Annotated in this window: 2 protein-coding genes; both read right to left on the reverse strand. The window is 52.7% G+C overall.

Annotation, left to right across the window (positions count from 1 at the left end; all coding sequences use genetic code 11):
- Window positions 1-112 precede the first annotated feature (112 nt).
- Window positions 113-10120, reverse strand: a complete 10008-nt coding sequence (locus ACQ5DJ_RS00915) for an SDR family NAD(P)-dependent oxidoreductase (RefSeq protein ID WP_429840835.1) — start codon at window positions 10118-10120, stop codon at window positions 113-115.
- Complete coding sequence (locus tag ACQ5DJ_RS00920) at window positions 10117-14409, reverse strand: beta-ketoacyl synthase N-terminal-like domain-containing protein (protein WP_429840792.1); 4293 nt, start codon at window positions 14407-14409, stop codon at window positions 10117-10119. The genes ACQ5DJ_RS00915 and ACQ5DJ_RS00920 overlap by 4 nt, the downstream gene beginning before the upstream one ends.
- Between the last annotated feature and the right edge of the window lie 19 nt (window positions 14410-14428).

Consider the following 14428-nt stretch of genomic DNA (forward strand, 5'->3'; position numbering starts at 1 on the left):
TCTTTTGAAACACTACTCATAAACTATTGTTACAGCCACCGTAGGAAATTTTGGCTTGCCGAAACAAAAAAAAGCGAGATACGCATCTGCGTACCTCGCTTTTGTCAGTGTATTATACGAACATGGCGTACTGCTTATAGAAGGATTGAAAAAAACGTGCCGAAAGCGGCCGCTTTCCATAAAGTTTCTCGCAGAACGCATAAATCGTTTTTCTTGCGACTTCGTCTTCGAGCATTGTCATATGTGTCGATGCTTCAACGTCCATCACGTACGCCTGCGGGATCTGTCGAACCCATTCCTCCCAGTAAGGCAGATGGTCGAACGGAACGGCCCCTTCTTTTGCCATTAAATAAGGTTCCCATGGTCCCATGAACACCCCACTCTGGTTTCGGAAGTAATAGCAGGTCACCTCATCAGGCCGAGGCAGAGGCAGAAGATTATAGTCTATCAACCCGTAGCGCTGCTGTATCGAAAACTGACGCTCCAATTGCTTCTCCAGCAGCAGCTTAGGAATATCCAGTCCTCTATGCTTGGCTAGCTCGGTTAGACGTTCAAAGAATACATCGAATCCGTTGTCGCTATCAATCTCATCCCTATGGATGAGAAGACCTTTCTCATCGTTCGAGGCAATGCCATGGGTGGCTGCCAACGCCATGTTAACGGTTTGCAGGGCTATAGAATTCTGATCGAGGGTCGTACTCTGGATCTCCGGGCTAAACATCGTATCCAGCATGACCAAAGACGATACGGTCTCACCCACTTCCTGCAGCTGACGCGTCATTTCGTAGGCCAACATACCGCCGAGCGAATATCCGCCAAACTCATAAGGGCCCTCCGGCTGAATGGCTTGGATGAGTCGGATATATTGTGAAGCAATAGCCACTATGCCCTCAGGTGCATCATCGTCGGTACCACCGAACGATTGGATTCCGTAGAACGGTCTTTTCGCATACGCCGCTAAAGAACGATATACTTCCACGCCTCCGGATGCGCCATGAATCCAAAATACCGGCCTTCCATCCGTAATAGGATTGAGCTTAATGATCTGCTGATTGAAGTTCTCCTCCAAAAAAGAGCCATCAACATGAAGATCATCGATTTCCAGCGGGAAGTTCGCTTGCACCTTGTTGATCAAGTCTTGAATCGTTTCACAAGTCAACAGATCAGGGAGCTCCATCGATGGAGCAGCCACTTTCTGGAGGCCTGCAAGCAATTGCGCGAGATGAAGCGAACTCAATCCGTAATACATCAAACGCTTGTCGGGTTGAATCTCTGTCGGCATCATGCCAAGAAGTAGAGCGACGCTGTTTAAGACGATTGTCTCTGCATCATTCCCGTTCATGGCAAGCTGAGCCTTTTGTGCGCTCATCTCATCGTTCTTGCTCATCTCAGCTTCCGTTCGCTCTAAACCCGCTTCCGGTTGGAATTCAAGCCAGCAGCGCTGCTTGACGAACGGGTAAGTGAGCAATGGTACGATTCTCCCCTTTCTTCGGCTACGATACAATTCCCTCCAGTCCATATCGCCACCCTTTGACCAGTAGATGGCAAGCTTCTCGACATCATATTCATCCATCAAGTGCTTCATATACAGCTGGCCGTTCTTACCAGAAAGGAGCCTGAGCATATCATCCGGAGGTCCGCCCGCATTTCCTTCGTATAACCCGAAGCTCTCGGATAGCGGACGATCCGAACTGCCGGTATCATCAAGATAGTACGAGAGCGCGGCCATCAATTCTTCCCTGCTGCTCGCTGTTACAGCAAGGCGGAAGTCCGTGGATTCACGACCGACCTGCAGCGTATAGGCCAGATCGTCCAGCGAAAGCTCCTCGTTCTGCTTCACATACTGACGTACATGGTACACGGCTTCCTTCAGACGTTCCCGGCTTTTGGCTGAGAGAATCAATAATTGACTTCCAGTTTCCTGTACAGACGGCTCTTCAGCAGGCGGCACATATTCCTCGACAATCAGATGAGCATTCGTACCGCCGGCACCAAAGGAGCTGATCGCCGCGCGAAGCGGGAATTTCCCGCCATGTGGCGCTTCATTTTCCGTCTGTTGCCAGTCCTCTAAACGCCGCTGAATACGGAAATTCGTTTCCTCAAGGCGTAAATTCGGATTCAAGGCTGTGTCCGAACCGATTGTCGGAACAAGCTGCCGATGCTTTAACTGAAGAACGACTTTTGTTAATTGGGCGATGCCCGAGGCAGCTTCCCCATGCCCGATGTTGGATTTGACAGACCCAATCGACACAGCACGCTTCGTACCGGAATGGCTGCGGTACACCTTGTTCATCGCCGCCATTTCAACTGCATCGCCCATGGATGACCCGTTAGCCGCACACTCGATATAGCTGATTGACTCTGGTTTTATGTCGGCCTGGCGCATGCTTTCTTCCATTAGTTGGGCTTGCGCATTCGGATTCGGTGCTCCGTAGCCGTTTGTCTGTCCTCCATGATTGACGGCGGTTGATTTAATCACCGCTAATATGGAATCACCATCCTCAATGGCTTTGACCAGCGGTTTTAATAGGACAGAACCGACTCCTTCCGATGGCAAATAACCGTCCCCGTCCGCGAAGCTTCTGCTTCCAGGATGACTGCCAGCCAAACGCGACATGCTTAAGCCGACATACTTTTGCGGATGAAGCGAAAGATTGACGCCGCCGGCGATCGCCAGCTCGCATTCACCCTTCCGCAAGCTTTCGCATGCCATATGGATCGCGACCGCCGAGGAAGAGCACATCGTATCGACAGCGATACTCGGACCTTTGAGATTAAAGAAATGGGACACCCGGTTGGCGATGGAGCTATACGAGGACAGAGCAAGAAGCGGCTCCTTCGCCGGGTCCTTATTAAGCAAATGATAATGATTGTACATACAACCGGCATACACGCCGACTTTGCTGCCGTACTCATGCTCAAGCGTCTGGCTTGTATATCCCGCTTGCTCTAGCGTGTTCCATACGGACTCGAGAAACAGCCGCTCTTGCGGGTTTATATAAGACGCTTCTAGAGGTGAGAGCTGGAAGAAGATCGGATCGAATTGATCGATATCTTTCAGAAACCCGCCCCATTGACAGTAGCTCTTGCCCGGCTTGCCTTTCTCAGGATCATAATACTTGCCGCTTTGCCAACGAACAGCGGGTATTTCTTCAATACAATCCTTCCCGTTCTTCAGATTGTCCCAGAACTGGTCTAAGTCGTCCGCTCCTGGATAGCGGCCCGACAATCCGATGATCGCGATATCGGACGCAGGTTTACGTTCGGATATCTCCTCGCGGATCAGCGTTGCTTGCTTTAACGCTGGTTTTGTCGCCGCTGGAGCCGGCATAACGGATAAATGAGTAGTCGCTAAGACCGGTGAAGCTGCCTTTGTTATCACTTGTGTAAGCTCGGGCGCAAGCAGCCGACGAAGCTCATGCTCATAATGACCGAGAAGATATTCACACAGCGCCTGTATATTTTCATACTCGAAGAACAAGGTTTTCGGCAGCGAGCCTAATTCGTTCTCAAGCTGTGCCGTAAGCTGCATCGCCATAATCGAGTCAATGCCAAACTTACTGAAAGAGGTCTTGGTATCCATGCGATGCAGCGGCATGCGTATATAGGATGACAGGGTCTCCCTTAAGTAGTGCATCGTTCTCTCATACAGCTCATCTGGTCCGAGCAGGTTATCTCTATCTGCTTGCCACTCGGCCGCGGGAGCTTGCTGCGCTGTCGCCACCTCTTCCATGTGCGGCGTTGTGCTCAAAACCATGTTCGTCACCGCAACTTGGTGCTTCCCGCTTGCCAGCGCAGCGTAAAGCGCTTGAATGCCCTCTTGGCTCTGCATCGCTTTCATTCCCGCGCGCTGCTCCATCATCGCTTCCGTTGCGGGATCGACGGTCATGCCGCCTTCCTGCCACAGCGGCCAATTCACCGAAAGCGTATGTCCTTGCCGCTGACCAGCCGCTGCCAGCTCATTCCGATAAGCGGCGAAAGCATCCATAAACCCGTTTGCTGCCGCATAATCCGCCTGCCCATAGTTTCCGAGGCATCCGGAAAGCGAGGAAAACAGAATAAAGAAGTCGAGCTCCAGCCCGCTTGTTGCTTTGTCTAATGCTATGAGCCCATCCACTTTAGGTCCCAAGACAGCAATCAAATCGTCTGTTGTTTTATGGATCAGGAAGCTATCCTTCTTCATACCTGCAGCATGAAGGATACCGTTCAATCGGCCATGTCGTGCTACGATTCCACTCATCAGTGCCGCCATGTCCGATTCCTTGCAGACATCTGCGGTATGATACTCCACGTGTGCGCCTAATTCGCGGAGCGTTTCCAATTGGGACTGACGGTTACGGTCAAGCTTTGACCTTCCGATTAGAATGATTGCCGCTTCACGGGACTTCCTAGCGATATCCTGCGCGAAGATCAATCCAAGTCCCCCGGCACCGCCCGTTATGAGGTAGACGCCCCTGTCCTTCCACGGCGCTTCCACTACAACGTCCGCCGCATTCAGGCCTTCGATTACCGCCTCATACCGCCGGCTTCCTTCATAACGAATATGGCTGACCGATGGATGACGACCGTCAATCTCTATAAAGGAAAGCAGTTGCTCGGATGAGACGCCCCCATCGATTTCGATTAACTGGCACCATACATTTGGATTCTCCAGATGCGCCGTCTTCAACATACCAGCTAAGCCGGCGTATAGCTGCTGCTCACCGGAAGCGGGGATCAGCAGCTGGATCAGTGTCTGACCGCCAAACTTGTCCCTTAGGATCTTCTGAATGTCAACCAAGAGCTGCTCCGCATAGCCGGCATACCGTTTTTCGATCACCGGCCCTTCTGCTTTCAGCACCTTGCACTCCGCTTCAGGGAATGCTCGGGCCAGCTGCGCGTTCATGCTTTGGTTTTCTTCCAGCAAATACATATACCGCCGGGTGATTGTGCACGCTTCACTTCGGTCTTCATCATTGCGTTCAGCCCATGCCGGATTCCATAGAAGCGGAGCGTTTTCTTCCATAGCCATCATTGCCGCTTCCTCTTCCAATTGACGCGAAGAGAGGCCTTGCAGCATCGCGCAGTGTTTTCCATGCTCATCATAGATGTCGATATCAAGCTTTTGAATCGCCCCTGTTGCGGTGCTTCCGGAGCTTCTTCGAATCCATGCCCACATGACCGCTGTACTTGGACCCAAAATCATCAAACGGTCCAGTGCATAAGGAAGTCCCGGCCTTAATGCTCCTTCCGAACCGGTTCCTCCTTCCGAATCTACAGGTAATGCGGCCATTCCGATTGATGCTTGCAGCGCCGAATCGATCATGCCCGGATGAAGCACATAATGCTCCAGTGTGGACAAAGCGGAAGTCGCAATTTCCAATCGGGACAGCAGCTCGCCTTTACCAACCTGGATTCGGTCAATAGCACGATGGCCAGGTCCGTAATCCATGTCTAGCTGACCAAGCATGTCATAACATTGGGCGCCGGTGATCAGTCCAACATCACATCTAGCCTGAAGTTCTTCGAGCAATTCGGTATGCGGAACTTGAATGGATTCACCTAATGCCGCTGTTCCTTGACAGTGAACCGTTCTTCCCGCCGGATGACCCGATGCTTCCGTATAAATTTCGAAGAAGAAGTCCGCTTCGGAATTACGCTGCAGATGAATGTTCACCGTGACGGAACGATCTTCCACGACGATTGGCTGCGCCCATCCGATATGCCGCAGCAAGACGGGTGACGTTGTTTCGTATGCTGCCGTCACAGCCGCCCGCGCCATCTCCAGATAGGTGACGGCAGGCAGCACCTTTCGACCTCGAACTGAATGATCCGTCAAGAAAAACTCCGTCCCCGTCAGAACCGTTTGAAACAATAGGCCTGAAGTGTCCTTCAACGAAGCGCGCTGAAGGTTCAGAGGCAAAGATTCGTTAGACGCTTTCATAGGTTCGCGTCTTTGTGGATCCTGTGGCGGATAGTCAGTATTCGAAACCCAGTAACGCTCTTTGGCAAACGGATATGTCGGAAGCGGAACACGCGAATAGGAGTCGCCGGCAAACAGCTGACTGTAATTCAGCGCATAGCCTTGAACATACAATTCGGCTGCCGTGGACAAATGCTCCAGATACAAGCCTGGATTCGTGCACGTTTGGCAGCTCTCGATCGCGGCATTGCCGAACCGCTTTAACGATTGCTGCTCGCGAACGTCGTTTTCCGCTAACTCGGATACGTACACCTGCGCCATTTTACCGCGCGATAGCCAGTTGGAGAGCAGCTGTTTTAGCTCTTCAGCGTCTTTGACGATAAAGGCCAACCGATGATTCATGTGACGGCGTCCAACCAGTAGTGTATAGCTGATGTTTCCCGCATCAATGCCAGGTACCCGCTGGCAATGCTCCAACAGCCTCTCGGCTTGCTGCTTCAGCTGTTCCCGGCTGCGGGCTGACAGCGTAATGAGATAAAACGGCCTCGATGCATGCATGTGCAAAGGAGCTGGGGCCTCCTCAATGACCATATGCGCATTGGTGCCGCTGAAGCCGAAGGAGCTGGTGGCTGCAATCCGCCTTGAACCCGGTGGAACCGCCCAATCTTTACTCTCCGTATTGACATAGAACGGGCTGCTGGAAAACTTGATATGCGCATTGCCCGTCTCATAATGCAAGGAAGGCGGGATTTGCTGGTTTCGCAGCGACAGCAAAATTTTGAAAACGCCTGCGACACCTGCAGCTGCAGTTGTATGACCAATATTTGTTTTTATTGTACCGATCGCGCAGAACTGCTTTTTATCCGTGTAATGGCTGAAGGCACTGTTCAATGCTTCGAACTCGATCGGATCGCCGAGACGGGTTCCGGTGCCATGCGCCTCCACCATTTGAATCTGCTCCGGATGAATGGCGAAACGCTCATAGACGGACTTTTCCAGCCGTTCCTGCGAATTGGCGCTTGGAGCGGTAATGCCGTTTGTCGTCCCGTCCTGGTTAATGCCCGAGCCTTTAATAACCCCGTGGATATGATCGCCGTCGGCAATGGCATCCTTCAATCGCTTCAGAACGACGACCCCGCCCCCTTCGCCAGGCACGAAGCCGTCCGCCCGATTATCGAACGTGTGACATTTGCCCGAAGGAGACAGCATGCCGGCCCGGTTGGAATTGATATAAAACGTTGGCGTCGTTTGGACAAACACGCCCCCTGCCAGCGCCATTTCGGTCTCTCCGGTCCATAAGCCTTGGCAGGCAAGATGGATGGATACGAGCGAGCTGGAGCAGGCAGTATCCACCGTAACGGCAGGCCCCTGCAGATTTAAATAATAGGCGATTCTGGCGGGAATAATGGATGGAGCATTCCCCCACATCGCTTGCGGAGGCGAGTTGTCTCCGATATGGTGCACATAGTCGCCGATATTGTAGCCGACATACACGCCGCAGGCACGACCCTCTACGCTCTGGCCCGCATAACCCGAATCCTCCAGCGCCTTCCATGATTCCTCCAGGAACATGCGCTGCTGCGGATCCATATAGGTAGCCTCGAGTCCGGAAATATTAAAGAAGGACGGATCGAACTTATCGATCTCATCCAAGAAGCTGCCGTGATTGCAGTAAGGCTTGCCTTTGGGTGCATACTTCGACAGATCCCACCGGGTAACTTCTTCAACAAGATCATGACCTTGAGCCAAATGGTCCCACAATTCATCCAGCGTGTTCGATTTGGCAAAGCGGCCACTCATTCCGATTATGGCGATGGGCTCTTTAACTGCTGCTTCCGCAGCCCGAACGGATACAGCGGCCTCGGCCGGCTGCGCGGACGCCTTCGTTTGCAAGGATTCGAAATGGACAGCCTGCTCCTCCCTTTCGAGAGAAATTGAACCTTGCTCGTTAACGGCGGCCAGTCGGTCGCTAAATGCGGACATGACAGCCTCTTTATGCGCAGACAGCAAATAACCGGCAAGTTGACTGATCGAGCTGTAGTCAAAAAGAATGGTCGTCTTCATCTCAATCTGCAATCGTTCGTTAAGCGTATTGACGATATGCACGCCGGAAATGGAATCAAGCCCGTAGTCTGCAAAAGAGTCATCCATATCGAGCGATGACGCATCCAGCTTCAGCGTTTCCGCCAGCTGGGAGGCGATCAACGATTTGATTTCATCCTGGAGCATCTGCTCATTCAAGGCAAATATGCTGTCTTCTCTTTCACTTCTGGAATCCGCTTGTGCTGCATCATTCCGCTCTTTCGTCAATGTTGAAACGGATTGGGTTGCAGACTGCTGAGCGCTTATTCCTTTCCGTTGTTCCCCTCTAGACTGCCTGATGATTCCATCGCTTTGCGCCGCAACGATTTGCTGTCCCAGGTCGTGATGATCCCGGGCCAGGAAGCCGATCGCACCGAAGCCCTCCCTATCAAGCAGCTGCTGCCAGCTTTCGGGCGAGAGCGCCGGGCTGCCCGGGATCCGAATGCCGGGATCGTCATACAGCCACCAGCCTTCCAGCAGTCCGAACGTAAGATGGGTAAATAGGGCGCTGCTGCTAATTTCATTTAAAAGCAACCATCCTCCAGGCTTTAATGCCGCTTTGGCGTTGCGAACCGTCGTCCGCATGTTACGCGTAGCATGAAGGACGTTCGCGGCTATGACAAGATCATACTGACCGGCATCAACGCCTTGCTGCGCAAGAGCTTGCTCTACGTTGAACGTGCGGTACGTCAGGAAAGGATAGCTAGGGCCGTATTCCTTCTTCGCATGGAGCAGGAACATTTTGGATAGATCGGTATAGCAGTATTCCGCAATATGGGTCTTATAGAGAGCAAGCTTGGCAAGCACGCCTGCAGACGTACCGCCTGTGCCCGCACCGATTTCCAGAATACGAATTTGCGCCTGCGGATTTTCCTGGACACGCTGTCTGACAACATGCAGGGCTGCCTCGGCCACTACATCGTTGAAATAATCAGCTACCGGATTACTCTTGTAAATCCCCTCTACAAGTTCCATTGACGAGTTCGGAAAGAGCACGTCGGTCGCTGCGGTTTTCCCTGTAAGGACGGCCGGCAAGGACTTCAGCGTTGTTTCCACCAATACGATTTGCGCTCTTGTTTTCTCGTCCTCCCGCCATTTAGCAGTATGCTGCCTCCACTGCTCCCATACCGTCCCGTGATCGGTGCTTGCCGTGACCGCCGTAACCGATAGAAGATGACCGCTGCGGGACAGCAGCCCGAGCTCTACGAGAACAGTAACGCTCTGACTCAGCCATTCGGCATACAGTTCTTCGGCGATTCCTGCAACAGCCATTGCCTGTTTCAGATCGAACGTTCCAGAAGAGAATAACCCCGTTTGCCGAAGCTGCACGAACAACAGCCTGCCAAGAAGTCCGTTCATCTCATTCGTCTTCTCCGCGTTCTCACGCTTCAGCTGTCCGATATCGAGTCGCTCAGAAGCGGCCGGCAGGCTTCGGCCTGCTTCAGCTGACCGCTGCCCTGTAGCAAGAGCCGCAATTTCTTCTTTGGGATTCATGCTTTCGACGGGGATCGGCTTCGTCGTTTTCATGACGGCCAGCTGCAATTGCGGCTGGGCAAGCACTCTCTCGATCGCCTGCATCGCTTCCTCCGGCTCGATCAGCCCGATTCCAAGCTCCTGCAGCATCCGGTATTGTTCCGTATCCTCGACCTTGTCGCTTGACCAGAATCCCCAGTTCAGCACTTTAACACTGCAAGACCACTGCTGTGCCAGCAAGTGCGCGAGAGCATCCTTAAAGACACAACCGGCCGCATAATGAGCCTGCTGCGGATTCTTAATGAGGCTGATGAGCGATGAGAAGAAAAGTACGAAATCCAGCCGTTCCTCGCGAAATACCTGCGCCATCCTGACACTCACGTCAACTTTAGCGGAGAGCGCAGCTTGAAGAGCAACTTCATCCATTTCAGCCAAGCTGTACTCGTTTAATACCATTGCCGAATGGACGACGCCGTTTACTGAGCCAAAACGCTGCTTAATCTCGGCATAAGCCTGCGAGAGCGAATGGATGTCCGATGCGTCTGCACTCCAATACCGAATCTCGGGACCACGATCTGAAAGACTGTGAATTTTGGTTCGAATGGCGTCATTCATCGGGCTGCGGCCAATCCATACGATTTGCGCTTGATAGGTACGAATCATATACTCCGACCAAACGCTGCCGATCCCGCCGCGCCGCCGATGACGACATATACGCCTCCATTCTGGTACACCGGCGCCTTCGGAGCGGGAAGAACAGTTGGAATCAGCTGCATACGGTGCCACTCAAGCCCTCTGTATACCGCTGCCCCGCCTTTCCGGTCTGCAGGGATCCGGAACATCTCGGTCACCGGCCATGTCGAATCCGACTCCAAGTCGATGAGACGAATCATCCAGTTTGGATATTCTTTAGCAAGCGAGCCGATCAGTCCGTGAACGCCAGCCTGTGCCGGTTTTATGATGTCTTTCTTGTCTACCGCTTGGGCCTGGGTCGTGATGACCGTGAGGCCGACCGACCTTGAACCGTAGCCGGATTGCAACAGCGCTTGTATAAACCTGAAGCAGCTGAGCGTAGTCTGATTGTGAGCGGTAATCAGCGCATCATTCAAGCCACCGTCTATAGCAACAGGATCACGAACTGCCCATATAAAATGTCCGATATCCTCAAAGCCGGAAATCTTCCGCTTGATATCGGCCACGGATGCGTCTTCGTCATTACCCAAATTTACGGAACCCGGATATAGGGCTAGGATTTGCGCGAAACGTTCGTTGCAGAGACCAAATACAGCGATCCGTTCCGTTACGGCAGGGAAATAGTCGCCTTCCGACTCAACGGCGAACGTATCCCACACCGGAGTAAACTGCCGCAGCATATCCTGCGAACCGGCACCTGCGTCAGTTTCCACGATACGTTGGTTAGCGTCATTCTCCGCGTTCCGGTTCGAAGCCGGAATTACTCCCTGAAGCGAGATCGGACTTGCCGCTTCGGTTGTGCTTCTTGTTTGCTGTACAGCTGTTGGCAGGCTGTCCTGCGGTTTCGCCGCAACCGGCAGCCAGTATCGGTTTTTCGCAAAAGGATAGGCCGGAAGATGTATTTTACTCGGTTTATCGGCACGGTAAAGCCGTCCCCATTCGATATCGCTGCCCTGAGCCCAAGACTGTGCGATTTCAGCCATGTTTCCTTCTGTGAACCAACGGTCGTCAGCTTTCGCCACTTCCGCCAACACGCCGGACTTCTTCTTCAGCTGACCTCTCCAGCAATTGGCAATGGAAGGGTTACCATCCGCATATGCTTTCAATTTCTCGACAAGTTCCCGGATGCTGCTGACTAGAAAGACAACCCGCTCTTCCATTGCTTCGCGTCCGGTCTGAAGCGTATACGCAATGGACGACAAGCTCATCTCCTGAGATGCCCCGCCTTCCGCATGACGATTGCGATTCAGGATCAGATGTAGCGATTCGGCGGCATCAGAGATCGATCGAAGCTCGTACCAATCGATGCTGTCGCTCTCGATTTCATATTCTCGTTGCAGCTGATCCCGGATAGCAGACAGGTGAGCCGTCTCCATGCCGTATTCCGACCAGTCTTGATCGAAATCGATGTCTTGTTCTTCCACCTTCAGAACAGTTGAAACCATTCGCAGAATATTGGCTGCCAGTCCGCTCTGTGATTCCATTTCCTTAACGCTAGCCACGTATCCAGCCTCATCCGCAAGGAACCGCGCTAACCGATCCGCATACGCTTTCAAGCGATCTTCTTTTTTGGCCGATAACGGCACAATGACGGCAGACGGCTCGCCGCTCGCGGAAGAAGCCTGCTGCGGCACCCATTCCTCCATAATGACATGCGCATTTGAGCCGTAGGCGCCAAAGGAGCTGATTCCTGCCCTTCTCGGGTATACCGTTTCCTTTCCTGCTTCGATCAGCCGAGGCTGCTCCCATTGCTCTACCTGTCGCTGGATATAGAATGGCGATTGCTCAAAATCGATATATGGATTCGTTTCGCCGGAATGCAGCGACGGCACTAACGTTTTATGATGCATCTGCAGCGCAACCTTAATCAACCCGCAAACCCCGGCGGCGGACTCACCGTGACCGACGTTGGATTTGACCGAACCGATGGCGCAATATTGACGGTCATCCGTGTAGCGGGAATATGCTTTAACCAGTCCTTGGATTTCGATAGGATCGCCGAGCGACGTGCCTGTGCCGTGCGCTTCCATATAGCTGATCGTTCTCGGATGAATATTAGTCTTATTCAGGCAGTCTTCAATCAATTCAGCTTGTGCAACCGGACTGGGCACCGTAATGCCGCTAACCGTACCCACATGGTTGATTGAACTGCCCTTGATAACCGCATATATCTGATCGCCATCCTTGACGGCCGCACTGAGTGGTTTTAGTACGACCGCGCCAATCCCTTCCCCGGATGTAAACCCGTCGCCGTCTTTACCGAACGTACGGCAATAACCGTCGCTCGAATGCATGTTGGCCATGCCGAACGTTTTATATTTGCCAGGGTGAAGCGACAAGTTGACACCGCCCGCAATTGCAGCTTCACATTCTCCGCGTCGGATGCTCTCTACCGCCATGTGGACAGCTGTCAGCGATGCGGAGCACAGCGTATCGACTGCCAGACTAGGGCCATGGAAATTAAGCGAATAGGAAACCCGGTTCGCCACATACGAGTGGCTCAAAGAAAGCGGGAATAGCAAGCCTTGCGCCATAAGCTCCGACCCGAGTAGCGCATAATCCTTATGCATAATACCGGCGAACACGCCGACAAGGTTCCGTTTGTTCGGTCCTCTTGGCGTTACGAGGCTGGACGGACGGTATCCAGCATCTTCAATGGCTTCCCAGCAGGTTTCAAGAAAAATCCGCTCCTGCGGGTCTATGAATTCCGCTTCGCGAGGCGATATGCGAAAGAACGGCGCATCAAAGCAATCCGGGTCGTCAATGAAGCCGCCCCATCTGGAAACCCCTTTGCCCGAAGGAGACTTTAAGTCTTCAAACTGTTTCCAATCCCATCGTGAAGGGGGAATTTCGCTGATGCAATCTTTACCGTCCTTCAGATTTTGCCAAAACTCGCGGAGATCGCTTGCTCCTGGAAAACGGCCTGACATTCCGATGATTGCAATATCCTCTTCTTGCGATGTTGATGCCTCTGCGCTGCTGCTGGAATCCGCAGGTGTCATCCTGTTGTCCGGATGTTCATCAAGCTGCAATTGGGAGCCATTGATTCCATCGCCCGGTGCCGGTGCGAAGCTTTCATCCGCGAATACCGAAGCGTAGTGTTCGGCCAAGTAAACGGATAAATCTGCAATCGTCGTATATTCAAAAAGCAGCGTAGGCGGAAGCACTGCGCCTACCTTCGCTTCAATTCTCTTAACCATCTCCAGCAAGCCTGAGGAATCCAATCCCATCTCATAATAGCCCGCGTTCCAATCGAGATCCGCTTCAGTTATATCCAAGCGCTCAGCCAAGATGCCGGCCAGAAAAACGGCCGCCTGAACGGCGGGAGTGCTCTCCCCGCTGAGAGCATACCCCGTTTTGACTGGAGCTGGAGCCGGCGCCGGTTCTGTGACGGACGGTTCATCTCCACCTCTGGAGACGGCAGATGAACCGATCCCGGATGCCGCCCTCACCAGCTTCATCGTGTAGTTTTTCATTTCTGCTACTTTGCGGCCCTTGCTGTCGAATAGCTCCAGCGTCATGCTGAGCAATTCGTTCTTTCGTTGAACACTGGGAGCGAGAACCTGTGTATAGCAGCGCTCTTGAATGAGCTGCTCCGCACGAAAGGACTCAAAATATAAGGGCAGAAACAATTGCTGCTCTTCCCCGACATGCATTCGCAGCAATATCGAGGCACCTACACAACTAGCATCTAACAAGGTGGGATGAAACAGCACGTCTTCGGCGCTGTCGCGCGAATTGCGATCCAATGCAAGCTCGATGAGCACGCCTGTTGAGGTTTGGAAGGTATGCCCTTCCGCTTTCATCATGCCGGTATGGATGAGGCCCAGCGCACGAAACTGCGCATAGGCCTCATCCAGATTGACGGAAGCCTCCGCCTGATTCATGGCTTGCCCGAGATTGATCGTCTTATCAAACGAAACGGGTTGAATCTTCCGCATTTGGGCATCGGCATATCGTTTCGCCTCCGGGCTGACTGCTCCATCCCGCGATTCGCGGCCTTCTACAACGACGCTCCAGCATCCCGCTTCCTTCTCTTCCACAACAATATCGATCAGCACCTCGTAATCGTGACCCACCGTCAAGGGATGATAGATCGATACATGGCAAAGCTCCAGCTCTCTCCAATCGTACCCGTTATCCCGAAATGCTTGGTAGATCAGGTCTACATAAGCCGGACCGGGCAGCAGTTCCTGACCAAAGACTTTATGGTTGCTCAGGATCGGATGATCACTGCTTAATAAAAATTGTTCTTTCATGAAATAATCCCCCTTGAAT

The sequence above is a fragment of the Brevibacillus sp. FIR094 genome, assembly GCF_050477165.1.
In the GTDB taxonomy this organism is placed as follows: Bacteria; Bacillota; Bacilli; order Brevibacillales; family Brevibacillaceae; genus Brevibacillus.